We start from the raw sequence: 26527 nt of genomic DNA on the forward strand, positions 1-26527 counted from the left end.
GGGCACTAAAGTTGAGGGGCTACGTCGCCCGCGACCCCGCCGCCGGCGCTTCACCGTAAGGAATCGCTTCGTGTCAAAACCGGTCGTGCTGATCGCAGAAGAACTTTCCCCCGCCACCGTCGAGGCCCTCGGCCCCGACTTCGACGTCGTGAACGTCGACGGAACCGACCGGCCCGCTCTCCTGTCGGCCCTGGCGACGGCCGACGCCATCCTGGTGCGCTCGGCCACGAAGGTCGATGAAGAGGCGATCGCCGCCGCCCCGAACCTCAAGGTGGTCGCGCGTGCGGGCGTCGGGCTCGACAATGTCGACATCAAGGCCGCGACCACTGCCGGCGTGATGGTCGTCAACGCCCCCACGTCGAACATCATCTCGGCCGCCGAACTGACGGTCGGCCACATCCTGAGCCTGGCACGTCACATTCCCGCGGCGCACAGTGCGCTCGCCCAGGGGCAGTGGAAGCGGTCGAAGTACACCGGCGTCGAGCTCTACGAGAAGACGATCGGCATCATCGGCCTCGGGCGCATCGGCGCGCTCATTACGGCCCGCATGCAGGCGTTCGGCACCAACGTCGTCGCCTACGACCCCTACATCACGTCGGCGCGCGCGCAGCAGCTCGGCGTCACGCTGCTCAGCCTCGACGAGCTGCTCGCCCAGAGCGACTTCATCACGATCCACATGCCGAAGACGCCCGAGACGACCGGCATGATCAGTGACGACCAGCTCGCTCTGATGAAGCCGACCGCGTTCATCGTGAACGTCGCTCGCGGTGGGCTCATCGACGAGGATGCGCTGGTCCGCGCGCTCACCACGGGCGTCATCGCGGGAGCGGGCCTCGACGTCTTCGTCAGCGAGCCGCCCACCGACCACAGGCTGCTCGGGCTCGAGAACGTCGTCGTGACGCCCCACCTCGGAGCGTCGACCGACGAAGCGCAGGAGAAGGCCGGCGTCTCGGTGGCCAAGTCGGTGCGCCTGGCGCTGTCGGGCGAGCTGGTTCCGGATGCCGTCAACGTCGCAGGCGGAGTCATCGACCCGAGCGTACGGCCGGGTATCGCCCTCGTCGAGAAGCTCGGGCAGGTGTTCTCCGGTCTCGCGGGCAGCCCGCTGACCAGCGTGGACGTCGTCGTTCGCGGCGAGATCGCCGGGTTCGACGTGAGCGTCCTGAAGCTCGCTGCGCTGAAGGGCATCTTCACCAATGTGGTGAGCGAGACGGTGTCGTACGTGAACGCCCCGCTGCTCGCGGAACAGCGCGGGGTGACGGTTCGGTTGATCACCGATCCGGTCTCCGAGGAGTACCGCAACATCATCCAGCTCTCCGGCGCGCTCAGCGACGGGTCGCAGATCTCCGTGGCGGGCACGCTGACCGGTACGAAGCAGATCGAGAAGATCGTCGAGATCAACGGGTACGACGTCGAGGTTCCGTTCGCCCAGCACCTTCTGGTGATGATGTACGACGACCGCCCCGGCATCGTCGCGGTCTACGGCAAGGAGTTCGGCGAGGCGTCGATCAACATCGCGGGCATGCAGATCGCGCGCACGGCAGCGGGCGGCAAGGCGCTGAGCGTGCTGACGATCGACTCGCCCGCCCCCGAGGAGCTGCTCGACCGCGTACGCACCGCGATCGCCGCCGACGTGCTGACCGAGATCGACATCACCGACTGAGCCCCGCGCGCCGCTGGCGACGGGGTGCAGCGCGGGCGGGCGGGTCAGGCGCGGGCGCGCGCCTCGACGAGGGTGGTGACGAGGGCGATGACCTCGTTCATGTCGTCGCTTCGGGGGTCGATTTCGCCGAGGCCGCCAGGCAGTAGCGCCGAGTTGTAGTAGAGGCCGTCGCCGATCAGCATGATGGTGCGGGCGAGGGCCCGGTCGCCCACGACCTCGACGATCACGTCGTACCACGCGACCTGCATCGCCTTGAGCGCGTCGCGGGCCTGCGGATGCGAGCCCTGCGCCAGTCGGGTCGTCGCGATGATCGCCCGGTCGAGGTCGCTCTGCAGGTTGAGTGAGCTGCGCAGGAAGTAGTCGATCGGGCCGGTCTCGGCCGTGCGGATGCGCTCCACATCGATGTCGACGAGACCGACCAGGCGCAGCAGGAGGCCCTCGACGAGGGCATCCTTCGAGCCGAAGTGGTAGAGCAGCCCGCCCTTGCTCACGCCGGCCTCGGTCGCCGTGGCCTCGAGCGTGGCTGCACGTTCACCCTGCGTGATCAGGATCTGCTCGAACGCGTCGAGCACCCGGTCGCGAGCCGAGGGGTGTGGCGCGGACGGGCGCTGCGCTGACGGAGGGGGCGCGGATGGCATGCGCCCATCGTACCCAGCGCGCCAGAGGGGAACCGCGAGCATCCGAAGTCCCGCTTGCCACTGTACCGGCTGGACGGTATACTGGATCTGCGACATCACCATGTCGAACACGCCTGAACCAGAAACGAATCATGTCCAGCTACACCCGCCCCATCGACCTTCCCTCCCGTGACGCCGGCGCGCCCGACCTGCGCGTCGGCAAGCGCGGCTGGCTCGCGCTCGCCGTGCTGATGCTCCCGGTGCTTCTCATCTCGGTCGACAACACCGTGCTGAGCTTCGCGCTGCCGGTGATCTCCGAGACGTTGAAGCCGAGTGCCGCCGCCCAGCTGTGGATCATCGACACTTACCCCCTGGTGCTCGCCGGACTGCTCGTCGCCATGGGCAACCTCGGCGACCGGGTCGGCCGGCGCAAGCTGCTCATGATCGGTGCGATCGGGTTCGGCGTACTCTCGATCGTCGCGGCCTTCGCGCCGACCGCCGAGGCGCTCATCGTCTGCCGTGGAGCGCTCGCCTTCTTCGGGGCCATGCTCATGCCTTCGACGCTCTCCCTGTTGCGCAGCATCTTCGCCGACCGCCGGCAGCGTCGCCTCGCCATCGCCATCTGGTCGGCCGGATTCGCGGCCGGCGCCGCTCTCGGCCCGATCGTGGGCGGGCTGCTGCTGCAGCACTTCTGGTGGGGGAGCGTCTTCCTGATCGCCGTTCCGGTGCTGATACCGCTGCTGATTCTGGGGCCGTTCCTCATCCCCGAGTCGAAAGACCCGAACCCGGGCCGGTTCGACTACGTCAGCATCGGCCTGTCGATGGTCATGCTGGTTCCGGTGGTGTTCGCCATCAAGTCGGTCGCCACCGAGGGCGCTTCATGGGCCGATCTCGGTCTGCTCGCGCTGAGCGTCGCCGCGGGCATCCTGTTCGTTCGTCGCCAGCTGGCCTCGCCGAACCCGATGCTCGACATGCGGTTGTTCCGGGTTGGCGCCTTCAGCGGCGCCGTGCTCGTGAACCTGCTGAGCGTGGTCTCGCTGGTCGGCTTTCTGTTCTTCGTCTCGCAGCACCTCCAGCTGGTGCTGGCCCTGCAGCCGATGGATGCCGCACTCGCCCTGGTACCGGGCCTGATCGTGATGGTCGTGGCCGGCCTCGCTGTCGTGCCGCTCGTTCGCTCGGTGCGCCCGAACGTGGTGGTGGCCGGCGGGCTGGTGCTGTCGGCGGTCGCCTACGTCATCGTCATGCTGACGGGGCAGAGTGCGACGGCGCTGACGCTCTCCATCGCTTTCGTGGTGCTCGCGATCGGCATCGGTGCCGCCGAGACCATCTCGAACGACCTCATCATCTCGGTGGTTCCGGAGCACAAAGCGGGCGCGGCTTCGGCCGTGTCTGAGACGGCCTACGAGCTCGGGGCGGTGCTCGGCACCGCCGTGCTGGGGAGCATCCTGACCGCCTTCTACCGGTCGAGCCTGACGCTGCCCGTCGGTTTGACCGAGACGCAGGCGACCGCTGCGACAGAGACCCTCGGCGGGGCGGTGAGCGTGGCCGGCGAACTGCCGTGGAGCCTCGGCCAGGCACTGCTGCGCTCGGCGCGCGAGGCGTTCGACAGCGGGGTGGTCGTGACGTCGGGAATCGGTGCGGTGCTGATGGTGGCGGCGACCGTGCTGGCACTGGTCACCCTGCGGAAGGCCCGCGGCTAGCCGTCGGTTGTACGCTGGAGGCACCTGTCCCGATCCCGTGCTGGAGCCGCCATGTCTCGCCGTCTACGTCTCGCCGTCATTCCCGGAGACGGGATCGGCCCCGAGGTCGTCGCCGAGGCTCTCAAGGTGCTCGATGCGGTCGCACCCGGCGCCGACCTGACCGTCGAGAAGACGTCGTTCGAACTGGGTGCGGCCCGATTCCTTGCCACCGGTGATGTTCTGACCGACGATGACCTTGCATCCATCGCCCCGCACGACGCGATTCTGCTCGGGGCGGTCGGCGGTGTGCCCGGCGACCCGCGCCTGAAAGACGCGAACATCGAGCGCGGGCTGCTGCTCAAGCTGCGCTTCGCGCTCGACCACTACGTGAACCTGCGGCCGACCACGATCTTCCCCGGTGTCACCAGCCCGCTCTCGAACCCGGGCGAGGTCGACTTCGTCGTCGTGCGCGAGGGTACCGAGGGGCCGTACGTGGGCAACGGAGGCGCGATCCGCGTCGGAACCCCGCACGAGATCGCGAACGAAGTGTCGGTCAACACGGCTTTCGGCGTCGAACGTGTCGTGCGGTTCGCGTTCGAGCTGGCGAACAGCAGGCCGCGCAGGAAGTTGACGCTCGTACACAAGAACAACGTTCTGGTCTTCAGCGGCAATCTCTGGATGCGCACGGTCACCGCCGTCGCCACCGAGTTCCCCGACGTGGCAGTCGACTACCTGCACGTCGACGCCGCCACGATCTTCTTCGTCACGAACCCTGCTAGATTCGACACCATCGTCACGGACAACCTCTTCGGCGACATCCTGACCGATCTGGCCGGCGCAATCAGCGGCGGCATCGGCCTGGCCTCCTCGGGCAACATCAACCCGACGGGCGCCTTCCCCAGCATGTTCGAGCCGGTTCACGGTTCCGCTCCCGACATCGCAGGCCAGCAGATCGCCGACCCGACGGCCGCGATCCTCTCCGTCGCCCTCCTCCTCGACCAGCAGGGCCTGCCCGAGGCGGCGACGAAGATCCGCACCGCCGTCACCAGCGATCTCGCCGGCCGCATCCCCACACGTGGCACCGCCGCTCCCTCCCGCACGACCGCCGAGGTTGGCGACGCGGTCGTCGCCCTGCTCGCATCCGACCCCGTTCTCCAAGAGACAGAGACACCCTCATGACCCTCACGACACCCACCGCGTTCCCCCTCTCGTTCGCCCTCACGCCGTCGACGGATGCCCGTGCCGAGGCCGAGCGCGAAGCGATCCTCGCCGATCCGGGCTTCGGTAAGCACTTCACCGACCACATGGTCTCCATCGAATGGACTCTCGACGGGGGCTGGCACGATGCCAACGTGCTGCCCTACGGTCCGCTCTCGCTCGACCCCGCAGCATCCGTTCTGCACTATGCGCAGGAGATCTTCGAGGGGCTGAAGGCGTACCGGCACGCCGACGGCTCGATCCACAGCTTCCGGCCCGAGGCGAACGCGGCCCGGCTGCAGCGCTCAGCGAGGCGGCTCGCCCTGCCCGAACTCTCGACCGAGGACTTCGTCGAGTCGCTCAGACAGCTCGTCTCGGTCGACGCGCAGTGGGTTCCGGATGCCGCGGAGACCAGTCTGTACATCAGGCCGTTCATGATCGCCACCGAGAGCTTCCTCGGGGTGCGTTCGGCGCAGAAGGTCGGCTACTACGTCATCGCGTCGCCCGCTGGAGCATACTTCGCGAACGGCGTCTCGCCCGTGAACATCTGGCTGTCGACCGACTACAACCGTGCGGGCCGCGGCGGCATGGGCGCCGCGAAGACCGGTGGCAACTACGCGTCATCGCTGTTGCCGCAGGAGCTGGCGTACGAGAAGGGCTGCGCGCAGGTGCTCTTCCTCGATGCGCAGGAGGGAAAGTACCTCGAGGAGCTCGGAGGGATGAACCTGTTCCTGGTCTACAGGGACGGCACGCTGGTCACGCCCGAGTCCGACAGCATCCTCGCCGGCATCACGCGGGACAGCATCATGACGCTGGCGCGCGACCGCGGGCACGACGTGCAGATTCGCAAGGTCTCGATCGACGAATGGAAGGCCGGCGCGGCATCCGGTGACATCGTCGAGGTGTTCGCCTGCGGAACTGCCGCGGTCATCACGCCGGTGGCGCAGCTGCTCGCAGACGACTTCGCGCTGGGCGACGCGGGTGCGCCCGCGGGCGAGCTGACGATGTCGCTCCGGCAGGAGCTGACCGACATCCAGTACGGCCGGGTGGCCGACCGGCACGGCTGGCTGACGCGGCTCGACGCGTAGGGGGCGTCGCGGGGCGCGGCAGCGGGCTCCGGATGCCGCGGCGGTAGTGTTGGAGCGTGAGAATCGCACGCTTCAGCACAGGCGCAGACCCCCAGTACGGAATCATCGACGGCGACGATCTGGTGGTACTGCAGGGCGACCCCATGTTCCAGGGCTTCATCACGACCGAGGAGCGTGTTCCGCTCGCCTCGGCGAAGCTGTTGGCCCCGGTCATCCCGCGTTCCAAGGTCGTGGCGGTCGGCAAGAACTATGCCGACCATGCCGCCGAGATGGGCGGGGTCGTGCCCGAGCGGCCACTGCTCTTCCTGAAGCCGAACACGTCGGTGGTCGGGCCGGGCGACACGATCGTGCTGCCGCCTGACAGCCAGCGGGTCGAGCATGAGGCGGAGCTGGCGATCGTGATCGGCAGCTTGGCCAAGAACGTTCGGGCAGAAGATTACGCCGAGGTGGTCTTCGGCTACACGATCGCGAACGATGTGACCGCGCGAGACCTGCAGGCGCTCGACGGGCAGTGGGCCAGGGCGAAGGGGTTCGACACGTTCTGCCCGCTCGGACCCTTCATCGAGACCGAATTCGACGTAAGCGACGCGCTCATCGAAGCTCGCGTCGACGGAGTGCTCAAGCAGCACGGCAACCTGTCGGACATGATCTTCGGCGTTCCCGAGATCGTGGCCTACGCCTCGCGGGCGTTCACGCTGCTGCCGGGCGACGTCATCCTGACCGGTACGCCGGCCGGGGTGGGGCCGTTCACCAGCGGCCAGACGGTGGAGGTTTCGATCGCGGGCCTCGGCACGCTCACGAACGTCGCGCGCTGACCCCACCCCCCCCTCGGTGGAGGGTTCCGCCGGTGTTTGTCCCTTTCGCGGGTGCGCGCGCAGGCGCGGAACGGACAAACGGGCGTGGAACGCGCTGGCCGGGCGGGTGGGCGGGCGGGTGGGTGGGCGGGTGGGCGGGCAGGCTGGTGGGTGCTACTCCTGGATGACTGCGAGGACGTTGCCGGCCGGGTCGCGGAACCAGGCGATGTCCGGGCCGTTGCCACGCATGATGCCCTTCTCGTCGACGGGCATCTGGCCGCCGGCGTAGATGTTGGTGTCGACGCCGCGGCTCCGCAGATCATCCACTGCAGCATCGATGTCGGCGACCGGAAAGTTCAGCATCGTGTAAGAGGCCGGTTCGTGGTTCGGCTTCGGGTAGGCGAGCACGGTGCCACCGCTCGGCAGGTGCAGCTCGATGAAGCCCATTGAGTTGTCGGTCACCGACAGTCCGAGGGTCTCGCCATAGAATTGGCGTGCTGCGGCGATGTCATTGACAGAGAATCCGCTGAAGGCACCTTGCGTACTGAACATTTTGCTCCCTGTGAGTTCACGTTTGTGTCACGCTCGACCGCTTCGTCGCACGCGCCCCATGTATACAATGTCTACAATCACACGCCAGAGGCGTGATGTCCAGTCCTCCACAGGGAGATCACGCAGTGAGCGGTGAACGAAAGCCGGGGGCCCAGACCTCGACCGGTGCGTCCGTCCCTCTGGCAGGGCGCGGGACCTACCGGCACGGTGATCTGCGCGAGGCGCTCCTCACGGCCGGCGTCGAGATGGCGCGGCATGGCGGGCCGGATGCCGTCGTGCTCCGCGAGGCCACCCGCCGGGCCGGGGTCACGCCGAACGCGGCCTACCGGCACTTCGCCGACCGTGGTGCGCTGCTGCGGGCGGTGTCAGACGTGGCGCAGGGGCTCGCGGCGGACGCGATGGAGCGCGAGGTCGAGGCTGCTGCAGCTCGAAGTGCCGGTGCTGGGAGTGCCGCTGAGGGGCGTGCCGGGGGTGCTTTCGCGGGTGCTTCTCCCGGCGGCACGACAGTCGACGGTGCTGATGAGGCGCGGCTGATGCTGCGGGCGGTCGGCACCGGGTACCTCGGGTTCGCGCGCGACGAGCCGGGGCTGTTCCGTGCGGCGTTCTCGGTTCCCGACCACCTGGACAACAGTGGTGACGGGGCGAAGGCCGGTGCGGGTGGGCGCACCCCGTTCCAGATTCTCGGGGCGGCGCTCGACCTGTGGGCCGCCGCCGGCATCCTGCCCCCGGAACGTCGCGCGAACGCCGAGCTGTTCGCATGGTCAGCAGTTCACGGGCTCGGGATGCTCGTGATCGACGGTCCGCTGCGCGGACTCAACGCCCAGATGGTCGATGGCGCCACCGTTCGGGTGCTCGACATGGTCGAGCGCGGGCTCTAGCCGAGCATCCGCCCTCACCGACTGCCGAGCATCCGCCCTCAGCCCCTGCCGAGCATCCGGCACCGCACTCAGCCTGTGGATAACTCGCAGACGTTCAGGCGCCGGGTCGTAGAATTGGGGCAGGATGACGACTACACAGCTACCCCCCTTCTCGAGCGCCACGGGCGCTGACGTTCGCGTGCGATTCTGCCCGTCGCCAACCGGAACCCCGCACGTCGGGTTGATCCGCACTGCGCTCTTCAACTGGGCCTATGCCAGGCACAACGGCGGCAAACTGATCTTCCGTATCGAAGACACCGATGCAGCCCGTGACTCCGAGGAGAGCTACGAGCAGCTGCTCGACGGGCTGCGCTGGCTGCGCATCGACTGGGACGAGGGCATCGACGTCGGTGGCCCGAACGGCCCCTATCGCCAGTCCCAGCGCTCCGACATCTACGTCGACCTCATCGAGCGACTGACGGCGAGCGGGCACCTCTACGAGAGCTTCTCGACGGCTGACGAGATCGACGAGCGCAACGCCGCGGCCGGTCGTCCGAAGCAGCTCGGCTACGACAACTTCGACCGCGACCTCACGGCCCTGCAGCGCCAGGCCTTCCGCGATGAGGGGCGCCTGCCCGCCCTCCGCCTGCGCGTGCCCGACACCGACCTCAGCTTCGACGACCTCGTGCGCGGCGAGATCACGTTCCCGGCCGGTTCGTTCGTCGACTTCGTTGTCGTGCGCCCGAACGGAGCACCGCTGTACACCTTCGTGAACCCGGTCGACGACGCCCTCATGGGCATCACGCATGTGCTGCGGGGCGAAGACCTCCTCTCCTCCACACCCCGGCAGATCGCGCTCTACAGTGCACTGGTCGAGATCGGTGTCACCACGTTCATCCCGCGCTTCGGCCACCTGCCCTACGTCATGGGTGAGGGCAACAAGAAGCTGAGCAAGCGAGACCCCGAGGCGAACCTCTTTCACCACCGCGAGAGCGGGTTCATTCCCGAGGGTCTCGTGAACTACCTCGCGCTTCTGGGCTGGTCGCTCACCCACGACAGAGACGTGTTCTCGATCGAGGAGATGGTCGCGGCGTTCGACGTGGTCGACGTGAATCCCAACCCGGCGCGCTTCGACCTGAAGAAGGCCGTGTCGATCAATGGCGACCACATCCGGCTGCTCACCGTCGACGACTTCGCCGCCCGCACGCTTCCGTACCTCGAGGCCGAGGGCGTTCTGACGCTTCCGGCGACGGATGCCCAGCTCGCCACCCTCGCCGAGGCGGCCCCGCTCGTGCAGGAGCGCATGGCACTGCTCGGCGAGGCGCCGGCGATGCTCGGGTTCCTGTTCCAGACGGCCGACGAAGTCGAATACCAGGCGGATGCCCTGGCCACCCTCCCCGACAACACCGGCGTCATCCTGGCGGCGGCCGTAGGCGCGCTCGAACTGGTCGAGCTCCAGGAGTTCACGCACGAACGCATCAAAGACGACCTCGCAGCGGCGCTGATCGAGGGACTCGGGCTCAAGCCGCGCATCGCCTACGGGCCACTGCGCGTAGCGCTCTCGGGCCGGAAGGTCTCGCCTCCACTGTTCGAGTCGATGCAGATCCTCGGCAAGGAGGAGACAATCGCTCGCCTTGCTCGGCTGTCCGCGTTGCACGCGGGTGCTGGTCAGACCGCGGCCGACTCGTCCGTGGGCGCGGACGCGGGCGTGGGTGCGGGCGGCTCGTCCGCGGCTGCCGCCTCCTAGCGATGGGCAGGCTCATCCGGTCTGACGCGGTCGCTGCAGCCGTCGGCGCCATGACGACAGAGGCCCTCGCGGCGGCACGCGCACACGCAGAGGCGTCCGGTGCATCGGCAGCCGACGGAGGGGTGCCGACCAGCGCAGCGACCTCTGCGGCGCCGGTGGTCACCTTCGGGCCGGCGAAGGGGGCTCGTAGCCGCGGGCCCGCCTCGGGGCTGCTTCCCGAGCGTGCGTCGGCGGCGCAACCGGGTGGGGCGGAGGGTGGCGAGCCCGATCCCAGAGACGTGTTCGACGTGGTCATCATCGGTGCCGGGCCGGCGGGGCTCAGCGCGGGGCTCAACCTCGTGCGCGCCCGGCGGAGGGTGCTGATGCTCGACAGCAATCGTCCGCGGCATTCGGCGACCCTCGTGTCCCACGGCTTCCTGACGCGGGACGGTGTCTCACCGCTGGAACTGCGCCAGCTCGGGCGCGCGGAATTCGAGCGCTACCCCGAGGCGACCTTCCACCAGGCGCTGGTGACGGCCATCGACCGCGTCGACGAGCCCGCTCCAGGCGTAGGCGCAGGCGTAGGCGCAGACGCAGACGCAGACGCAGACACACGAGCAGGCGCCGCCCCTCCACCCCGCACGAGCCCGCTCTTTGTCGTGCGGTCGAAGGGCATCCGTGGGTCGGGTGACCGCATCGCTACGGCGCGCTCCGTGCTGATCGCGACGGGGCTCACTGAGACGCTGCCGGCGCTGCCGAGCATCCGCACCTACTATGGCACCGACCTGCACAGCTGTGTCGAGTGCGACGGTTACAACAAGTCCGACGCACCGCTGGCCCTCATCGGCGAGACCGACGACCTCGCCGAGCGCGCGCTGCTGATCACGCAGTGGTCGAACGACCTCATTGTCTTCACGAATGGCGTCGCAGAGCTCTCCGAGCAGGAGGAGAGTGCCCTGGATGCCCGGGGAATCGGAGTGGAGCGACGCCCGATCGCAGACATCGAGGGCGATCGGGAGGGCATGTCCGGCGTCTCGCTCGAGGATGGAACGGTCATTCTGAGAAGTGGTGGATTCATCCGCCCGAAGTGGACGCCGGCGCTCGACTACGGCGCCCTGCTCGGGGTGCAGACCGACGACGACGACCTCTTGGTGACGGATGCCTCGGGCCGCACGACCGTGCCCGGCGTCTTCGCGGCGGGGGATTCGACGCCGCCCGGCGCCCAGCAGCTCGTGGTCGCGGCGGGGGATGGCGCGCGCGTCGCCTCCACGATCAACCGGCACCTGATCGGCCTGCTCTGACGGGAGCCGTCACGCATGCCGCCAGACACGGAACGGACATGTTCTCGCGACACCTTCGGCATATCCAGAGGTGATGCCCGAATCCGTGTCCGTCGGTGGGTGCCTTGAGCGGGCCAGGCGACGACCTCTCGGTCTCGATGTCGGGCGGCCCCGACGAAAGGAGGCCGAGCTGACGCGGTACCGGCAGGCGCTGTGGGCGACGGCGGCAGCGTGACGGCGCCGCTGATGGTTGCGCCGTGGGGCGACCAGTTCGGTGTATGCACCGACCGGTTCGGGGCAACGGGCTCGTGAATACCGACGGAGCGCACCCGTCCTGATAGCCGCGCCCGTGCGCGCGAGGGTCCGTACGGCGCCGCTGGTTTTGGAGCACGGCGAACGTAGGCTAAAGTAGACCGTCGGCCCGAGATCGGGTCTGTGCCCTTGGGGTATGGTGTAATTGGCAACACGGGAGATTCTGATTCTCTTGTTCTTGGTTCGAGTCCAGGTACCCCAGCTTGAGCGTTACGCGCATCGCGCAGTGAAAGGCCCGGTCACGCGGGCCTTTTTCGTTTCGTGACGCGTACGGTACGAGCGCCGCGGGCCGCGTGGCGGAGCAGTGCGTGCCACCGTCCTAAAATGGGAGGGATGCGACTCCTCCTCATACGACACGGCCAGACGATCGACAATGTGCACGGGGTGCTCGGAGCCGTGGTTCCGGGGCCGGGACTGACGGCACTGGGGCAGAGGCAGGCGGCCGCGATCCCCGCCGCGCTGGCCTCGGAGGAGATCGCCGCGATCTATGTGTCGACGATGGTTCGCACGCAGCAGACCGCGGCTGCGCTCGCCGCCGATCGGAACCTCGAGCCGCAGGTGCTCGACGGGCTGCGGGAGATCACCTCCGGTGATTTGGAGGGGCGTTCCGACGAAGAGGCGACGCACCTGTACATGCGCACGATCTTCTCGTGGTGGCAGAGCCTCGACGGTCGCATTCCGGGTGGTGAAGACGGCCACGAGTTCTATGCCCGGTTCGAGCAGGCCGTCGCAGGGATTGCGAGTGCGCACCGCGAGGAGACGGTTGCCGTCGTCAGCCACGGGGCAGCCATGCGGGCCTGGGCGTCGTACGCGAGCACAAACATCGACCCCGAGTTCAGCCGGTCGCATCCGCTCGAGAACACGGCGATGATCGTGCTCGAAGGCACGCCCGAAGAGGGTTGGCGCACGACATCGTGGGGCTCGGAGCCTGTCGGTGGCTACCAGCTCGATGACGAGACGGCACCAGACCCGACGTCAGAGGCGCTCGCCTGACTCGAACGGCCCAGCCGCCCACCGGGCGAGGGCAGAACCTCTGGCCGATCTGCGCCGCAGACTAGTACCAGCCGGCCGATTCGCTGTGCGCCCAGGCGCCGCACGGGGTGCCGTAGCGGCCCGTGATGTAGCCGAGGCCCCACGTGATCTGCGTGGCAGGGTTGGTCTCCCAGTCGGCTCCTGCGCTGGCCATCTTGCTGCCGGGGAGGGCCTGCGGGATGCCCTGGGCGCCGGATGAGGCGTTGTAGGCGTTGACGCGCCAGCCCGATTCGCGGTTCCACAACGAGACGAGGCACGAATACTGATCGGCGCCCATGCCGCGGTCGGCAAGCATCTGCTGGGCGATGGACTGCGCCGAACCGGCGTTTGGCACGGCGGCGGTCGGCGGGGTGTAGCTGCCGCCCGACGAGGATGCCGACGAGGCGTTCTGCGCTGCCGTCTTCGCGGCCAGCTCAGCCGCGGCCTTCGCGGCGGCGGCGGCTGCTGCGGCGGCTTCGGCGGCCTTCTGGGCGGCGAGAACGGCCGGATCTGTGGCGACGTAGCTGTCGCGCGTCGCGGTCACGGCCCCGGCGGCCTGCGAGTCATAGCTCTGGCCCACGGCCATGGCATTCTGCGTCGGAGCAAAGGAGAACGAGGCGTTTCCCATGGTGGAGGCGTTTGCGAAAGGGATAGCGACCGTGCCGGCAAGGCCCAGTGCGCAACTCACGGCGAGGGCCTGTACCAGGCGACGCCGTAGGGTTCCGTTCAACAAACTCATCCAGTTGTCCGTTCCGTTTCGATCACGAATGCGTAACGACACTACATGGCTTGGCCGCCAGACTCAACGGGCTCAGCCTGTGGGGGTGGGACTCGCGCTCGGCGCGGCCGTCGGCACGGCCGTCGGCACGGCCGTCGGCGCCCCCGTCGGCGCCCCTGTCGCACCGGTGATCGGCAGGCTGGTCTCGCCGGGGGCCGCGTCGATATAGAGGAGCGTGCCGAGTTGCGCTCCGTACATCGACCGGATGACCATCGTCGTTCCGTCGAGCACCGCCGACGACGCCAGGTTGAGCCAGGTGACGACGCCCTGGCAGGTTCGGCCGGTGATGGCGAGCTTACCGAAGGACACCGATCCGTCTTCGGCGAACCGCCAGGTGCTCGTGAAGTCGTTGCAGCCGTCGCTGCCCGCCACCGTTCCGTCATCGAGCATCGTCAGCTTCAGCAGCCGGTCGCGGCCCGGTTCGGTGTTGGTCCACAGTCCCACGACCACGGACGTGCCGCGGGCGACGGCCTTCTCGCTCGAGGAGGGTTTGCGCAACTTCACGAGTTCGCTGCCGTCGTGCCCGACGAGGGTGAGGTCGGTGCCGTCGAAGCGGGCCGAGACGGCATCGATGAGGAAGAGGGGCAACTGCGCCCCATCGCAGTAGATGCGTGTCTGCGGACCGGAGGTCGTCGTGAGCACCCCCGCTGTGTCCATCGACCAGGTGCCGGTGGCGTCGTTGCACCCGTCGGAGCCCGTCCACGAGCCGTCACGCGCGAAGGTCAGGAACGGCATGTCGGGGGAGCTGTAGGTGTCGGCGACGATCCAGGTGCCGGGCAGGGTGTTCGTCGTCGCGGGGGTGTACTGGGGAGCGTTCGGCGCCGGCGTCGCCGAGGCGGTGCATCCTGTCATCGCGAGGGCCACGATGCCCACAATGGCCACAGCGAGCATTCTCAAGGTCGACACAGATCTCTTCCATTCACGGAGTACGCCTCCCAGAGTACTGAACGCGGCCTGTGGGCGACCATGGTTGACTTCGCGTAACGAGCGAGGCGTCGCCTGTCGACTCAGCGCGGCACCGAGATCGCGAACAGAACGACGAGCTGCACCACCGTCAGCGCGTACGAGATGTAGAAGCCGGCGATGGCGAGGCGCACTCCGGATGCGCCCGTTCGGGTGATCTGCCGCAGCGACAGGTGCGAGAACAGAATTCCGATGGGCGACGCCAGAAACGCGAACAGGAACGCCATACCGGCCAGGAAGTTCGATCCGACGCTCTCGTCACTGGCGGCCGCCGCACGCCGGCTCTGCCGGAATCCGAGAAAGGCGAGCGGGGCCAGTACGGCGAGGCACAGCACGAGCACGAGGATCGACGGGGTGGCAGAGGTCACGCCGAGACCCTACCGGGTGGAGGTGTCGGGAGGATGACGGCGGGCGATCGGGGTGACCGACGGCATCCGCCGGCCACCCGTCGCGGGCGCGCCCGGCGAACCTACAGCTCGACCGAGTCGCCCGGCGTGAGCTCGAGGAACTCGCCACCACCCTGCTCGGCGGCCCAGCCCAGGCGTTCGCTGCCCATGCCGCGGCCTGCATCCGACAGCGTCATGTCGTGCGTCGCGAAGACGCGCTTCGGGGCGACGGCGAGCACGAAGTCGATCGCTTCGCCGATCTTCAGCCAGGGCGCACCGACCGGGGCAGCGAGCACGTCGACCGAGACGCCCTCGGGAACCGTGTACGAGTCGCCCGGGTAGTACAGCGTGTCGTTGATGAGCACACCGACGTTGTCGACGGTCGGGACCGACTCGTGGATGACCGCGTGCTTCTCGCCGAAGAACTTCAGGGTGAAAGGCCCGACCGTGATCTCCTCGCCCTCGGTGACGACGGTGATGTCGAAGCCGGTGGCTGCTGCGGCGACGCCTTCGGGCGCGAAGATCGGGATGCCCGGGGCCTGCTTGAGCACGGCCGTCAGCTGGTCGGAGGTCCAGTGGTCGCCGTGCTCGTGGGTGACCACGATGGCGACAGCACCCGCGGCGTCGATGGGGTCGGCGGTGAAGACGCCCGGGTCGACGATCAGTTTCTTTCCGGATTCCTCGAGAACGAGGGCGGCATGGGCAAGCTTCGTGAGTCTCATAGGTCCGAGCCAACACCTTCGAGGTCGTTGCTGCAAGTCGATGTTCTTCGGGCGTGGTGGGTCATAATCGGGGGGTGCCAGCATCCCCACCCCTGCGACTGGTGGTCGCGATCAACCCGACGGCGTCGTTCGGGAGCACGAGCGGGGCCGGAGCACGGGTGGTCGAGCGGCTGCGGTTCGACGGGCACGCCGTCACAGAGTTGCGCGCCACCGATTTTCGCGCGCTGGCAGCGGCGGCGCGCGCGGCCGTGGCCGATCATCCGGATGCCCTCGTCGTGGTGGGCGGCGACGGCATGGTGAGCCTCGGCGTGAACATCGTGGGGGGAACGTCGGTTCCGCTGGGCATCGTGCCGACCGGCACCGGCAACGACTCGGCGCGGGGGCTCGGCATCCCGTTCGAGTTCGACGCGTCGATGGCCGCACTACGATCTGCGTTCGAGCGGGGGCCGCGCACGATCGACCTCGGCTACCTCACCCACGCGGGCGGGGAGATGTGGTTCGCGTCGGCGCTCTCGGCCGGGTTCGATGCGCGTGTGAACGAGCGGGCGAACCACATGAAGCGGCCGCGCGGGGCGTCGCGTTACACGATCGCACTGCTCGTGGAGCTGTTGCGGCTGCGCCCGAGGCGGTACACGCTCGAGGTCGACGGCGTGCGGCGCACGGTCGATTCGGTACTGCTGGCGGTTGCGAACAATTCGTCGATCGGCGGCGGCATGATGATCGCTCCGGATGCCCGGCTCGACGATGGACTGCTGGATCTGTTCATCGTCGATCCGATCTCGCGGGTGCGGTTTCTGCGTCTCTTTCCGAAGGTGTTCAAGGGAACGCACGCGGGGCTGCCGATCGTGTCGCTCTCGCGGGTGCGGGAGGTGACGGTGGCCGTAAATTCGGGCGACATCGTCGCGTACGCCGACGGGGAGCGGGTGGGGCCGCTGCCCGTGACGGTGTCGGTGCGGGCGGGTGCGCTGCGGGTGCTGGCGTAGGGCGTTCCCCGCGCGGCCGGTCGTCTCAGGCGCGGTCGTGCAGAGTGACCTGGTATCCGTCGGGGTCGACGAAGGTGAAGGTGCGGCCGAACGGACCGTCGAACGGCGCCGTGACGATGGTGGTGCCGATCGCGGCGAGCTGGTCGTGGATGGATTCGGCGTCGGCGGCGTGCATCCACAGCGCCATGCCCTGGCCGGGCTGCGCGATCTGGTCGAGGTCGACCCCGGGCAGAGTGTCACGTACCGCGAAGCTCACGGGCTTCGTGTCGAACACGACAGCGTGCGGCGGGCCGGCGGGGGAGCGGGTCAGACCGAGGTGCTTCTCATAGAACGCTGCACTCGTTTCGAGGTCGCGAACCTGGAGGGAGATGAAGCTGGGGCCGGTGGCGGGCATGGTGTGATCTCTTTCGTCGATGATGTCAGGTACCTGACATGCCTCAGCCTATGTCAGAATACTGACATGAGTCAAGCTGCCCCGGACATCGATCTCGACACCTCGATCGGCTACCTGCTCAAGCAGGCGGCAAGCGCACTGCACGCAGCGATGGATGCGGTCCTCCGCCCCCTGGGCCTGAACATCACGCAGTACTCGTGCCTCGAACTGCTCGCGCAGCGACCCGGACTCTCGAGTTCAGAGCTCGCGCGGGGCGCGTTCGTCTCGCGCCAGTCGATGAACGTGCTCCTGCAGTCGCTGGAGGGCGATGACCTCGTCTCCCGTCCCGGCCAGGCTCCGGTCGGGCGGGTGCTGCCGGTTCAGCTCACACCCGCGGGGGCGGCGCTGCGGGTCACCGCCAGTGCTGCCGTACGGGCTGTGGAGGAGAGGATGCTCGGGGGGCTCGATCGCGAGGCGGAGGGGCAGCTGCGGAGTGGGCTCCGGGCATGCGCGGGGGCGCTCTCCGCCGCCTACGCTTCGTCGGGCGCAGCGTCGGCGGCGGCATCCTCCACGGAGTCGACCTCGGGCGATGCAGCGACATCAGCGGCCAGCGCCTTTCGACGACGGTAGACCTGCACCCCGATCGCCACCGGGATCGCGGTCAGCGCGACCACGCGCATCCACGGCTGGTTGAAGACGTTGCGCGTCGCGGAATCGAGTGAGACCGCACCGGCCCCCGCCTGGCTGAAGGCGGCAGCGGCCAGCCCGAGCACTGCGGGGTACTCGAGGCCGCCCTGTGAGGCGAAGAATCCGTTCGGCGTGTGCACGCTCGCTGCGACGCCCATCGTGATGGCTGCGGCGGCCCCTGCGGCCGGCGTGGCCAGCCCGAGCGCGAGTGCCGCGCCGGCCCCGGCCTCGCCCACCCCGGCCAGCACCGCGTGCTGCCTGGCGGGACGGAACCCCATCGACTCCATCCCCTGCGCCGTACCCTCGACCCCGCCGCCGCCGAACCAGCCGAACAGCTTCTGTGACCCGTGGGCAATGAGCACCGATCCCAGCGCGACCCGGAAGACGGTCTGCGCGACGACAGCGGCGGGTGTGACGGTGGACTTCGACATGGTGAACCTCCTGATGGGCGAACGGGTACGCCTGGCCGGGCTCCGTCGCGGCGGGCGCACCCCACGCTAGCGCGAACGGACACGATCTCGGTCTTCGTCGCCGCTGGGAGCGGTGGATGGCCGGAATCGTGTCCAATCGGTGGACGGACCGCTGGGAATGCTCTCCCGTGGCTCGATCAGTCCGACGCCACCCCGGGCCCGGGCGCCAGCGGAGTGCCCGCAGGCGGCCGCCCGGGCGGGTTGGGTGCGGCGGGCGGGGTCGAGCCCGGGGGCGGGGACGCGGCGAGGCGGTAGCGGTGCTCGGGGCGGCCGGTCGCGCCGTACTTCAGTTGCACGGTGATGAGGCGCTCCGTGGCCAGGGCGCCGAGGTAGCGCTGGGCGGTGGCCCGGGAGACTCCGACGCGCTCGGCGATGTCGGGGGCCGAGAGTTCCCTGCCCGAGTCCGCGATGCAGGTGAGCACCGCCTGCTCGGTCGCGGTACGGGTGCGGGCCTTGACGTCGGGCCGCAGCATCCCGAACAGACGGTCGACGGATGCCTGGTTCAGGGCGCGCGGTGCAGCCACGGCCTCGGCGTAGGCGGCGTACGAGACCAGCTTCTCGGCGAGCAGATGCGGTTCGAAAGGCTTGATCAGAAAGCCGAAAGCTCCCGATCGGATGGCCCGGCGCACGGTGTCTGAATCGTTCGCCGCCGTGAGGGCGATGACGTCGGGCTCGATGCGCCGGATGAGTTCGATCCCACTGCCGTCGGGCAGGTAGGCGTCGAGCAGCACGAGGTCGGGCCGGGCGGAGTCGATGAGCGACAGGGCGCCCCGGGCGGTCCCGGCCGTTCCGACGCATCGGAACCCGGGCGCACCCGCGACGAGCCGCGCGTGCAGGTCGGCGATGTGGAAGTCGTCGTCGACGACGAGAGCGCTGAGGTCGGTCACGGGGTGGGGAGTCCTTTCGCGGGGTCGCTCGCAGCGGGTCGGCCAGTGCTGAGGTCTCGGGTCTCCGGGTCGGCGGCAGGGTCGCTCGAGAGCACATTCACCAGCCGAGCACAGAACACGGCCCCGGCATTGCGCGATGACGCTGATGCCAGCCACAGGTCGCCGCCGTCGCGCCGGGCGATGTCGCGGCTGAGGGTGAGCCCGACGCCGAGTCCGTGCACGCGGTCGAAGGCGGGCTCCGGATGCTCAGCAGCGCCGGTTCGTGCAGAACCCGACGCGGCGGACCCCGCGCTCGCGGTGGCGCCGGACTGGGTGCTGGCACCTGGGGCCCCCAGCGCCGAGCGCGGACGGAAGAGCATCCGCACCCCCTCCTCACCGACCCCGTCGCCCGAGTCGCTGACCGCGAGGTGCAGGTCGGGACCGTCGTCGAGCGCCTCGACCTGCACCCAGCGCGGCTCGCGCGAACCGAGCGCGGCGGCCGAGACCGCGTTGTCGAAGAGGTTGCCGAGCACGGTCGTGACCTCCTCGGGTCGGGAGAGGGCGCTCGACACCGCGGTCTCGGGCCCGATCTGCACCGTTACGCCGCGTTCTGCCGCCTCGATCGATTTCGCTCCGAGGAAGGCCTGCAGGTAGGGCTCTGTGAGCAGTTCGGCCTTCTCGACCGGAAAGTTGACGGGCCCGTGCTCCAGGATGCCCGCCAGGTAGCTGCTCGCATCGTCACTCCGCCCGGTCGAGACCAGGCCCGAGATCACGTGCAGCCGGTTCGCGAACTCGTGCCGCTGCACCCGCAGCGCTCGCGACGACGCCTCCACGGCCTCGAGGCGATGGGTCATCGACGCCAGATCCGTCTCGTCGCGCAGCACGACGACCACCCCGAGCTCGACGTCAGACCGGGTGACGCGAGCGACGTCGACGTAGAGCAGCCGGTCGTCCACGGCAAACCGCAGCGAGGCGGGGTCGGCGTCGCCCGCCCGATCAGCCGCACCCTGGGCGGCCGCCCGATCAGCCGCTCCGGCTCCCCGCCCCGTCGCCCACGCGCCGCGCGGCCGCAGCCGATCATCCACCGCCCGCATCAGCTCACCCGGCAACGCGAGGTCGGCGATGTCGCGGCCTACGGCATCCGTCACCCCCAGCAGGGCGGATGCCCGACTGTTGCAGACCGAGACGACCCCCGCGGCCGTGATACCCACGACGCCCTCACCGATGCCGCTGATGACGGCGGACTGGTCGAGCACCATGCCCGCGAGCTCGGCGGGCTGCAGTCCGAGCGTCTGGCGGCGCAGGCGCCGGCTGAGCAGCGTCGCGGCGAGGCCGCCGATCGCCAGCGCGATCGCGGCGACCACGGCGATCACCGCCACGTCGGAGGTGCTCGCCTCGAAGACGCTGGCGGCCGGGATGCCGACGCTCACCTCACCGACGACCCGCCCGTCGGCCGCTGTGACCGGTACCTTCGCCCGTGCCGAGTCCCCGAGCGTTCCGGACTCCCACGACGTGGACTCCTGGCCCCCGAGCGCGGCGGTCGGATCGGTGCTGACCCGTTCGCCGAGCAGCGCGGGGTTGGGATGCGCGAGACGGAGACCCCGATCATCCGTCACCACCACGAAGAGCGCAGACGTTCGTGCGCGCACGGCCTCGGCGATCGACTGCACCGGGCCGGCGGCGAGCTGGGCGCTGCCGCCGGTGGCGGGGTCAGCAGACTCGGCCGCGACCGCCTCACTCAACCCGGCGTTCGCGGCGGTGCTGCGGGCGATCGCCAGCGCAGTCTGCTGCGCATCTTCGCGGGTGGAGATGGTGGCGAGAACACCGTAGGTCACGGTGGTCAGCACGACGACGGCCACGACGACGGCGAGCTGCACGAGCAGCATCTGCCGGGCGAAAGTCACTGCTCGGGTGCGGGCCATGCCTTGAGAATAATGCGCAGAACCATTCTTTTAAGCAGTTCTGCGCATTAAGGCGGCTAAACCCGGGGCGTCTGTATCGGTCGATCTACCGTGTAGTCCTCAGACAAAGGAGTCGACATGCTTGTTTTTCTCGGTTTCGCCATGGTGATCGTCTTCATGACGCTCATCATGACCAAACGGCTCACGCCGATGGTCGCACTCATTCTCGTGCCCACCATTTTCGGGCTGTTCGCCGGGGCCGGGCTCGGCATCGGCGACATGGTGCTCGAATCGCTGAAGTCGCTCGCGCCGACGGTCGCGCTGCTGATGTTCGCGATCGTGTACTTCGGGTTGATGATCGACGTGGGGCTGTTCGATCCGCTGGTTCGGGGCATCCAGCGCCTGGCGGGCGGTGACCCGGCGAAGATCGTCGTCGGAACCGCGGTGCTCGCCGGTGCTGTCTCGCTCGACGGCGACGGATCGACCACCTTCATCATCACGACAGCCGCGATGCTGCCGCTGTACCTCAAGCTCGGGATGAGCCCGGTGGTGCTCACCTGCGTGGCGGGCTTGGCGAACGGAACGCTGAACATCGTGCCCTGGGGCGGCCCGACCGCCCGCGCTGCCGCGTCGCTGGGGGTCTCGCCGACCGACATCTTCGTACCGCTGGTTCCGTCGCTGATCGCCGGGCTGGCGATCGTGCTGGGCTTCGCGTGGTTCCTGGGGGTGGGGGAGCGCAACCGCCTCGCCGCCGCAGCCGCGTTCGACGGCAACGGCACGCGGCAGGTGGCGACCCCCGGCGCGGGCCTCTTCGGTCGCGGTCGGGACACGGGCGCTCGCGGGCTGGCCGGTCTGTCGTCGTTCACTCCGGGCGGCGCGGGCAGCCGCGTCACCTCGACGCCCACCGGCACCGTCTCGGTGCTGAAGGAGATCCCGGCGAATCTCACCGACACCATGCTCGACCCCGACCGCGCGACGCTCCGGCCGAAGCTCTTCTGGGTGAACCTCGGGCTCACCGTCGTGGTGCTCGTGCTGCTGGTGCTCGACCTGGTGCCGCTCGCCTACGTGTTCATGGTCGGCTCGGCCGTGGCCCTGATCATCAACTTTCCGAAGCTCAAGCAGCAGTCCGAGCGCATTGTGGCGCATTCGTCGAGTATTGTCGCCGTGATCTCGATGGTGCTGGCGGCCGCCGTGCTGATCGGTGTGCTCAACGGAACCGGCATGGTCGACGCAATGGCCGAGTGGCTGGTCTCCGTGATTCCGTCGTCGCTCGGTGGGTCGCTCGCGGTCATCACCGGTGTGCTGAGTATCCCGATGACGTTCTTCATGAGCAACGATGCGTTCTACTTCGGCATCCTCCCGGTGCTCACGGAGAGTGCTGCCGCGTTCGGTATCTCGCCGGTGGAGATGGCACGAGCATCCGTCATCGGCCAGCCTGTGCACCTGCAGAGCCCGCTCGTGCCGGCCATCCTTTTACTCGTGTCACTCGCGAACGTGAACCTCGGCGACCACCACAGGAAGGTGCTGTGGCGGGCCGTCGTGGTGTCGCTCACGATGCTCGTCGTGGGTGTGGTGACGACGGCGATCCCCTGGTCGCTCTGAGCCGGTGCCCCATGGCGGGCCGGGGCGGGCCGGGGCGGGACGGGTGCTACGGGGTGACCCTCAGCTCGAAGGTGGTCTCGTTGCCGGTGTCGGAGTTCGTGAGGGTCACGGTGGTCTCGCCGGCGGCGAGCGGCTTGAGGCCGGGGTTGAAGGCGGCGCTGCCGTCGTCGGTGCCGGAAATGAACTCGGCCACCTTCGGGTCGGCGACGGTCGCCGTCCAGACCGTGACCTTCACGTCGCCCGAGTCGAGCACGACGACGTTGTCGACCGGAACCTCGACGGTCGATCCGTCGATCGACCCGAGGTCGACGATGACCGGGGAGACCACACCCGCGGTGCTGCTGCCGCCGTTGCCGGTGCGGCCCGTGACGCCGCCCGAACCGTCATTCGACGAGCCACCGGTGATCGTGCATCCGGAGACCGCCAGCACGACCGCCAGCACGACCGCACTCGCTGCCGCAGAACGCGCCCCATGGATGCTCATGCCGACCCTCCCACCGCTCGCCCACCGCCCGAATTGGCAGACGTGTTGAACGTATGGCATACTCGTTGAGTTGTCTATTCGGCCCCATCGTTTAGCGGCCTAGGACATCGCCCTCTCACGGCGGTAACACCGGTTCGAATCCGGTTGGGGTCACACTGTAGTAGCTGACGAAGTAGTAGCTGGCGAAGCATCAGCCGACGAAGCCCGGTTCACCTGCACGCAGGCGGAACCGGGCTTCTGCTTTCTCCGCCGGCGTGCTTTCTGCCGGCGACCAATGCTCACGCCAGCGGCGACGCCGCAGCCGGCTCGAGCGCGACAGCCTCGACCCTGAGGATGTCGGCGGGCGAGAACCCCGCCATGTCTTCTCGAAAGTCGGCACTGCCCATGAAGTCGGCCGACGCTGCCGCCGGGTCGATGCCGTCGGCATACGATACGAGCGCGACCACCCGATTCGACGGGTCATACTCTGTGGCCGCGGCGAGCCAGATGCCCCGGGTCGTGATGCCGAACTTCGACAGGCTCGGGATGTGACGGGGCCAGTGGGTGTCGACGTACGCCTGCGCGGCCTCCGGGGTGCTCAGCCAGTAGGTGCGGAGTTCGTAGGTCTTCATCGGTCGTCTCTCGTCTTCGTCGTGTGAACGGCAGCGTTCGGGGTTCAGTGCGCCGCAGCGGATGCATCGGCGGTGGTTCGAGCGGAAGCGGTGGCGCTGCGTGCGAGTACGAGGCCCACGGCGATCGCAACGACGGCGCTGGCCACGCCGAGGATGCCCAGAGCCGGCTGGAGCCCGCCCGCCTGGGCTCCGATGGCGAGCAGGATGAGAGGGGATGCGAACTGGCCGAAGAAGAGGCAGGCGGTCCACCGACCGGTGCCGCGTCCGCGCTGTTCGAAAGACAGGTGGGAGACGGCCCAGGTCAGCAGAGTGGGCAACAGGATGCCCGTTCCGAGCGATGTGACCATGGATCCGATGATGGCGATCGGCACCGACGAGGCGAACCACACGATGACGAGCCCCACGGCGGCCAGCCCGAAGGCGAGACACAGCAGGGTTCTGACACCGCGCCGTGCGAGCCAGCGGAAGCTGATCGCGCCGGCCGCGGTGGCGAGCGAGACCACGGCTGAACCCAGGCCGATGACGGCAGGATCAGAGACGCCCAACCCGGCGAGCACGTAGGGCAGCTCGACGATGAGCGAGTAGAACACGATGCCGCCGAAGACCGTCACGGCGCAGGGCAGCGCCAACAGCCGCCACGGGATGGGCGACAGCTTCACCCGCACGGGGTTGGTCGAGTGAGCGGGCTTCGGCGCCCAGACCAGCAGCGCAACGGGAATGGCGATGAGCAGGCTGATCGCGTAGATCCAGAACGGTGTGCGCCAGCCGCCCGATCCGAGGATGCCGCCCACGACGATGAAGAGGGTCGCCGCGAGAGACGTGACAACCGTCTGCATGCCGAAGTAACGATCTCGTCGGCGGCCTCGGAAGTAGTCGGCGAGCAGGGTCGTGCAACACGTGATGATGGCGGCCTCGGCGATTCCGACGCCGACACGGCTGAGCAGGATGGCGCCCAGAGTGTCGAGATAAAGCGGTGCGGTTCCGAGAACCGCGTAGATCACCAACGCACCGACCAGGAGTCTCTTGCGGCCCATCCGGTCGACGATCGACCCGGCGAAGGGCGCGATGATCGCGATCATCAGCGCGGGAACGGTGAGTACCAGCGGTACAAGAGCGTCGGCGCCCGCCGTCGACGCGAACACCTGGCTCAGGGTGGGGAGGATGGGAGCCAGAAGCACTGCTCCCAGCACGGGAAGACAGCTGCAGATCAGCAGCAGCGTGCCTTGCAGGGTTGTCGCAGATCGGCCGGTTATCGGGTCGATCCCGGCCTCGCTGTCATCGAGCCTGTCTGTCGTCGCGGTTCTTTCGCTCATCGTTGAACGCCTCTCAGGTGGGGTTATGCCAACCCTCCGTCTTTCGACGGGCCCGGGGAAGTCGTCATCGGCTATAGCAGGTATCGGATGCGCAGATACGACGAAGGAGTGCGTGTCTCGTCGAACCCCAGACTGCTGCCGCGGGATGAACGGTCAGTACAGCTCGGGCAAGAAGATGTCTGCCGGAATAGTGTCGGGCACGTACTCGCCGGCACGGGCGTTCGCGTGGATCTGTTCGAAGCTGAGCCCGGACTCGCGGGCGGTGACCAGCTTCTCCGGGTCGAAGTAGGTGCCGATCGGGTTCGATGCGAACTCCAGCGCCGAGGAGATCCACTGCTTCGACTGGGCCCAGTCGCCGAAGGCGTCGACCTGGATCTCGACGCCGTTGCCGTCGGGGTCCTGATAGTAGATCGACATCGTGATGCCGTGGTCGAGCGTGAGGAACGGCAGGATGCCGTGGTTGCGCAGGCGGATGTAGTTGTCGAGCCACTCGTCGAAGGTCGCGTACTCGAACGCGGTGTGGTGGACGCCTGTCTCGTGGCTCTTGTCGGCGGGCCTCTTCAGCCCCGGAGGGGAGAGGAACGCGATGCGGTGGTTGGCCTCGTCGTTCGTCAGCCACGCAGCCTCGTCGTTGTGGAACGCGGGGATCAGTCCGACGGCGAGTTCGTACCATGCGACCATGTTGTCGAGCTGCATGGTCGTGAAGGTGGTGTGGTGGAGCTTCGGGGGGTTGATCGGCCGACCGGTGGCCTTGTTCTCTGACATCGTTGTCTCCTTGGTTCGGATGAGGCGCTATTCGCTATGCTATATCCTCGCCTCGGACGGGGCAACACCGGTATACGGTATATTGATCGAACACCAGTACGGGAGCGTTCGTCATGACCAGTGAGCCAGCTGTCCGCTCGATCGCCCAGCAGAACAGCTCCGCGGTCGATCTTGTCACGGCGGAGATCCGACGGTCGATCCTCACGGGCGCGCTTCCGGCGGGTGAGCAGTTCTCCATCCGTGATCTCGCCCGCCAGCTCGGGGTGAGTCACATCCCGATCAGGGAAGCGCTCCGCCGGCTCGAGACCCAGGGCCTCGTCGTGCTGAAGCAGGCCAGGAGTGCCGCGGTGTCGTCTCTGTCGACCCACGACATGGAGTCGATCTACTCCCTCCGGCTCCGGATCGAGCCCGAGATCGCGCGCGAGTCGGTGCCGCACCAGGGTGCCGCAGAGGTGCGGCGTCTGGAGGGACTCCTCGAACTGAGCCGGGCCGAAGATCCGGAGACAGCCTGGCAGGCCCACCACGATTTTCACGTCGCACTGGTCGAGCCCACGGCGACCGAGTGGGATCTGAGGATTCTCGGAACGCTGTGGGTGGCCGCCGACCGGTACTCGCACCTCGTCTTCGACCCGACCACGATCACCGACGAGGAGCGACAGCGTCGCTATGACCGCCATGCCCGACTGTTGGCATTCGTGGTGCAGGCAGACGGACAGGGCCTGAAGAAGGAGCTGCACGACCACCTGGCGCGCAATGAAGACGAGATCAGGGAGCACATCGCGTACCTCGAGCGCGTCGAGGCCGAGCGGTCGGCGGGCTGATCCTCTGAGTCGCGCGGTTGTTCGCAACC

27 protein-coding genes and 2 tRNA genes are annotated in these 26527 nt (G+C 68.3%); 15 read left to right on the plus strand and 14 right to left on the minus strand.

What is annotated here, in order from left to right; all coding sequences use genetic code 11:
- Positions 1-70: 70 nt before the first annotated feature.
- Positions 71-1660, plus strand: coding sequence for a phosphoglycerate dehydrogenase (gene serA, locus B7R24_RS03600; RefSeq protein WP_116417605.1), 1590 nt, complete (start codon positions 71-73; stop codon positions 1658-1660).
- Positions 1661-1704: 44 nt separating this feature from the next.
- Here serA and B7R24_RS03605 read toward each other — a convergent pair whose 3' ends face one another.
- Positions 1705-2298, minus strand: coding sequence for a TetR/AcrR family transcriptional regulator (locus tag B7R24_RS03605; protein WP_116417744.1), 594 nt, complete (start codon positions 2296-2298; stop codon positions 1705-1707).
- A 131-nt stretch (positions 2299-2429) separates the two neighbouring features.
- Between B7R24_RS03605 and B7R24_RS03610 the strand changes: the two genes are divergently transcribed.
- From B7R24_RS03610 to B7R24_RS03625, 4 genes are read left to right on the plus strand one after another with little or no spacing between them, the layout of a single operon-like run.
- Positions 2430-3977 (plus strand): MFS transporter, encoded by a 1548-nt coding sequence (locus tag B7R24_RS03610; protein WP_148667364.1) that lies wholly within the window; start codon positions 2430-2432, stop codon positions 3975-3977.
- A gap of 51 nt (positions 3978-4028) precedes the next feature.
- Positions 4029-5135, plus strand: a complete 1107-nt coding sequence (locus B7R24_RS03615) for a 3-isopropylmalate dehydrogenase (protein ID WP_116417606.1) — start codon at positions 4029-4031, stop codon at positions 5133-5135.
- Complete coding sequence (locus B7R24_RS03620) at positions 5132-6241, plus strand: branched-chain amino acid aminotransferase (RefSeq protein ID WP_116417607.1); 1110 nt, start codon at positions 5132-5134, stop codon at positions 6239-6241. Before B7R24_RS03615 ends, B7R24_RS03620 begins: the two co-directional genes overlap by 4 nt.
- A gap of 56 nt (positions 6242-6297) precedes the next feature.
- Complete coding sequence (locus B7R24_RS03625; protein WP_116417608.1) at positions 6298-7056, plus strand: fumarylacetoacetate hydrolase family protein; 759 nt, start codon at positions 6298-6300, stop codon at positions 7054-7056.
- Positions 7057-7209: 153 nt separating this feature from the next.
- Here the strand turns inward: B7R24_RS03625 and B7R24_RS03630 are convergent, their stop codons facing one another.
- The gene (locus B7R24_RS03630; RefSeq protein WP_116417609.1) at positions 7210-7587 is read right to left on the minus strand and encodes a VOC family protein; all 378 of its coding nucleotides are present in this window, start codon (positions 7585-7587) and stop codon (positions 7210-7212) included.
- 125 nt (positions 7588-7712) lie between these two features.
- On the opposite strand from B7R24_RS03630, the gene B7R24_RS03635 reads away from it, so the two are divergent.
- The 5 genes from B7R24_RS03635 to B7R24_RS03660 all read left to right on the plus strand — a co-directional run bounded on the left by B7R24_RS03635 (position 7713) and on the right by B7R24_RS03660 (position 12755).
- On the plus strand, positions 7713-8465 hold the full coding sequence (locus tag B7R24_RS03635) for a TetR/AcrR family transcriptional regulator (protein WP_253259251.1): 753 nt from the start codon (positions 7713-7715) through the stop codon (positions 8463-8465).
- A 124-nt stretch (positions 8466-8589) separates the two neighbouring features.
- Positions 8590-10191 (plus strand): glutamate--tRNA ligase, encoded by a 1602-nt coding sequence (gene gltX, locus B7R24_RS03640; protein ID WP_116417611.1) that lies wholly within the window; start codon positions 8590-8592, stop codon positions 10189-10191.
- A gap of 50 nt (positions 10192-10241) precedes the next feature.
- Positions 10242-11471, plus strand: a complete 1230-nt coding sequence (locus tag B7R24_RS03645) for an NAD(P)/FAD-dependent oxidoreductase (RefSeq protein WP_116417746.1) — start codon at positions 10242-10244, stop codon at positions 11469-11471.
- 421 nt (positions 11472-11892) lie between these two features.
- Positions 11893-11964: transfer RNA gene (locus B7R24_RS03655), tRNA-Gln, on the plus strand.
- A gap of 131 nt (positions 11965-12095) precedes the next feature.
- A complete protein-coding gene (locus B7R24_RS03660) occupies positions 12096-12755 on the plus strand; it encodes a histidine phosphatase family protein (RefSeq protein ID WP_116417612.1) in 660 nt (219 codons plus the stop codon).
- A gap of 61 nt (positions 12756-12816) precedes the next feature.
- On the opposite strand, the gene B7R24_RS17955 is transcribed toward B7R24_RS03660, so the two are convergent.
- The 4 genes from B7R24_RS17955 to B7R24_RS03685 form a co-directional block, all read right to left on the minus strand.
- Positions 12817-13512: a lytic transglycosylase domain-containing protein gene (locus tag B7R24_RS17955; protein ID WP_253259252.1), complete on the minus strand. Its 696-nt coding sequence runs from the start codon at positions 13510-13512 to the stop codon at positions 12817-12819.
- Between the two features lie 72 nt (positions 13513-13584).
- Positions 13585-14457 (minus strand): META domain-containing protein, encoded by an 873-nt coding sequence (locus B7R24_RS03675; RefSeq protein WP_147303950.1) that lies wholly within the window; start codon positions 14455-14457, stop codon positions 13585-13587.
- A gap of 101 nt (positions 14458-14558) precedes the next feature.
- On the minus strand, positions 14559-14882 hold the full coding sequence (locus B7R24_RS03680; protein WP_116417614.1) for a DUF4190 domain-containing protein: 324 nt from the start codon (positions 14880-14882) through the stop codon (positions 14559-14561).
- Positions 14883-14983: 101 nt separating this feature from the next.
- Complete coding sequence (locus tag B7R24_RS03685; protein WP_116417615.1) at positions 14984-15622, minus strand: MBL fold metallo-hydrolase; 639 nt, start codon at positions 15620-15622, stop codon at positions 14984-14986.
- Positions 15623-15696: 74 nt separating this feature from the next.
- Here B7R24_RS03685 and B7R24_RS03690 point away from each other — a divergent pair, with 74 nt between their 5' ends.
- Positions 15697-16605: a diacylglycerol kinase family protein gene (locus B7R24_RS03690; RefSeq protein WP_116417616.1), complete on the plus strand. Its 909-nt coding sequence runs from the start codon at positions 15697-15699 to the stop codon at positions 16603-16605.
- Between the two features lie 25 nt (positions 16606-16630).
- On the opposite strand, the gene B7R24_RS03695 is transcribed toward B7R24_RS03690, so the two are convergent.
- Positions 16631-16999, minus strand: coding sequence for a VOC family protein (locus tag B7R24_RS03695; RefSeq protein WP_116417617.1), 369 nt, complete (start codon positions 16997-16999; stop codon positions 16631-16633).
- 66 nt (positions 17000-17065) lie between these two features.
- Here B7R24_RS03695 and B7R24_RS03700 point away from each other — a divergent pair, with 66 nt between their 5' ends.
- On the plus strand, positions 17066-17608 hold the full coding sequence (locus B7R24_RS03700) for a MarR family winged helix-turn-helix transcriptional regulator (protein WP_116417618.1): 543 nt from the start codon (positions 17066-17068) through the stop codon (positions 17606-17608).
- Here the strand turns inward: B7R24_RS03700 and B7R24_RS03705 are convergent.
- The 3 genes from B7R24_RS03705 to B7R24_RS03715 form a co-directional block, all read right to left on the minus strand.
- Entirely contained in the window at positions 17509-18096 is a 588-nt protein-coding gene (locus B7R24_RS03705; RefSeq protein ID WP_116417619.1) for a DoxX family membrane protein, read from the minus strand. The genes B7R24_RS03700 and B7R24_RS03705 overlap by 100 nt on opposite strands.
- Positions 18097-18272: 176 nt before the next feature.
- Positions 18273-19022, minus strand: a complete 750-nt coding sequence (locus B7R24_RS03710; RefSeq protein WP_116417620.1) for a response regulator — start codon at positions 19020-19022, stop codon at positions 18273-18275.
- The gene (locus B7R24_RS03715; protein ID WP_116417621.1) at positions 19019-20923 is read right to left on the minus strand and encodes a sensor histidine kinase; all 1905 of its coding nucleotides are present in this window, start codon (positions 20921-20923) and stop codon (positions 19019-19021) included. The genes B7R24_RS03710 and B7R24_RS03715 overlap by 4 nt, the downstream gene beginning before the upstream one ends.
- 117 nt (positions 20924-21040) lie before the next feature.
- On the opposite strand from B7R24_RS03715, the gene B7R24_RS03720 reads away from it, so the two are divergent.
- Positions 21041-22504 carry a CitMHS family transporter gene (locus tag B7R24_RS03720; RefSeq protein WP_116417622.1) on the plus strand — a complete coding sequence of 488 codons (1464 nt, stop codon included), beginning with the start codon at positions 21041-21043 and terminating at the stop codon, positions 22502-22504.
- Between the two features lie 46 nt (positions 22505-22550).
- Here B7R24_RS03720 and B7R24_RS03725 read toward each other — a convergent pair whose 3' ends face one another.
- Positions 22551-22988: a hypothetical protein gene (locus B7R24_RS03725; protein WP_116417623.1), complete on the minus strand. Its 438-nt coding sequence runs from the start codon at positions 22986-22988 to the stop codon at positions 22551-22553.
- 80 nt (positions 22989-23068) lie between these two features.
- On the opposite strand from B7R24_RS03725, the gene B7R24_RS03730 reads away from it, so the two are divergent.
- Positions 23069-23141 (plus strand) — tRNA-Glu (locus B7R24_RS03730).
- A 125-nt stretch (positions 23142-23266) separates the two neighbouring features.
- On the opposite strand, the gene B7R24_RS03735 is transcribed toward B7R24_RS03730, so the two are convergent.
- The 3 genes from B7R24_RS03735 to B7R24_RS03745 all read right to left on the minus strand — a co-directional run bounded on the left by B7R24_RS03735 (position 23267) and on the right by B7R24_RS03745 (position 25677).
- A complete protein-coding gene (locus tag B7R24_RS03735; RefSeq protein ID WP_116417624.1) occupies positions 23267-23599 on the minus strand; it encodes an NIPSNAP family protein in 333 nt (110 codons plus the stop codon).
- 44 nt (positions 23600-23643) lie between these two features.
- Positions 23644-24912, minus strand: a complete 1269-nt coding sequence (locus B7R24_RS03740; RefSeq protein WP_116417625.1) for an MFS transporter — start codon at positions 24910-24912, stop codon at positions 23644-23646.
- A 153-nt stretch (positions 24913-25065) separates the two neighbouring features.
- Entirely contained in the window at positions 25066-25677 is a 612-nt protein-coding gene (locus B7R24_RS03745) for a VOC family protein (protein ID WP_116417626.1), read from the minus strand.
- Positions 25678-25790: 113 nt separating this feature from the next.
- On the opposite strand from B7R24_RS03745, the gene B7R24_RS03750 reads away from it, so the two are divergent.
- Positions 25791-26498, plus strand: coding sequence for a GntR family transcriptional regulator (locus B7R24_RS03750; protein WP_116417627.1), 708 nt, complete (start codon positions 25791-25793; stop codon positions 26496-26498).
- Positions 26499-26527 lie beyond the last annotated feature (29 nt).

This window comes from Subtercola boreus (assembly GCF_003399645.1).
Taxonomy (GTDB): domain Bacteria; phylum Actinomycetota; class Actinomycetes; order Actinomycetales; family Microbacteriaceae; genus Subtercola; species Subtercola boreus_A.

Coding starts and splice junctions, on each gene's coding strand:
- B7R24_RS03735 (WP_116417624.1), bottom strand. CDS start 23,599: ATGAAGACCTACGAACTCCGCACCTACTGGCTGAGCACCCCGGAGGCC.
- B7R24_RS03630 (WP_116417609.1), bottom strand. CDS start 7,587: ATGTTCAGTACGCAAGGTGCCTTCAGCGGATTCTCTGTCAATGACATC.
- B7R24_RS03745 (WP_116417626.1), bottom strand. CDS start 25,677: ATGTCAGAGAACAAGGCCACCGGTCGGCCGATCAACCCCCCGAAGCTC.
- B7R24_RS03645 (WP_116417746.1), top strand. CDS start 10,242: ATGACGACAGAGGCCCTCGCGGCGGCACGCGCACACGCAGAGGCGTCC.
- B7R24_RS03705 (WP_116417619.1), bottom strand. CDS start 18,096: ATGTCGAAGTCCACCGTCACACCCGCCGCTGTCGTCGCGCAGACCGTC.
- B7R24_RS03620 (WP_116417607.1), top strand. CDS start 5,132: ATGACCCTCACGACACCCACCGCGTTCCCCCTCTCGTTCGCCCTCACG.
- B7R24_RS17955 (WP_253259252.1), bottom strand. CDS start 13,512: ATGAGTTTGTTGAACGGAACCCTACGGCGTCGCCTGGTACAGGCCCTC.
- B7R24_RS03700 (WP_116417618.1), top strand. CDS start 17,066: ATGAGTCAAGCTGCCCCGGACATCGATCTCGACACCTCGATCGGCTAC.
- gltX (WP_116417611.1), top strand. CDS start 8,590: ATGACGACTACACAGCTACCCCCCTTCTCGAGCGCCACGGGCGCTGAC.
- B7R24_RS03660 (WP_116417612.1), top strand. CDS start 12,096: ATGCGACTCCTCCTCATACGACACGGCCAGACGATCGACAATGTGCAC.
- B7R24_RS03720 (WP_116417622.1), top strand. CDS start 21,041: ATGCTTGTTTTTCTCGGTTTCGCCATGGTGATCGTCTTCATGACGCTC.
- B7R24_RS03695 (WP_116417617.1), bottom strand. CDS start 16,999: ATGCCCGCCACCGGCCCCAGCTTCATCTCCCTCCAGGTTCGCGACCTC.
- B7R24_RS03740 (WP_116417625.1), bottom strand. CDS start 24,912: ATGAGCGAAAGAACCGCGACGACAGACAGGCTCGATGACAGCGAGGCC.
- B7R24_RS03615 (WP_116417606.1), top strand. CDS start 4,029: ATGTCTCGCCGTCTACGTCTCGCCGTCATTCCCGGAGACGGGATCGGC.
- B7R24_RS03610 (WP_148667364.1), top strand. CDS start 2,430: ATGTCCAGCTACACCCGCCCCATCGACCTTCCCTCCCGTGACGCCGGC.
- B7R24_RS03605 (WP_116417744.1), bottom strand. CDS start 2,298: ATGCCATCCGCGCCCCCTCCGTCAGCGCAGCGCCCGTCCGCGCCACAC.
- B7R24_RS03725 (WP_116417623.1), bottom strand. CDS start 22,988: ATGAGCATCCATGGGGCGCGTTCTGCGGCAGCGAGTGCGGTCGTGCTG.
- B7R24_RS03685 (WP_116417615.1), bottom strand. CDS start 15,622: ATGAGACTCACGAAGCTTGCCCATGCCGCCCTCGTTCTCGAGGAATCC.
- B7R24_RS03750 (WP_116417627.1), top strand. CDS start 25,791: ATGACCAGTGAGCCAGCTGTCCGCTCGATCGCCCAGCAGAACAGCTCC.
- B7R24_RS03715 (WP_116417621.1), bottom strand. CDS start 20,923: ATGGCCCGCACCCGAGCAGTGACTTTCGCCCGGCAGATGCTGCTCGTG.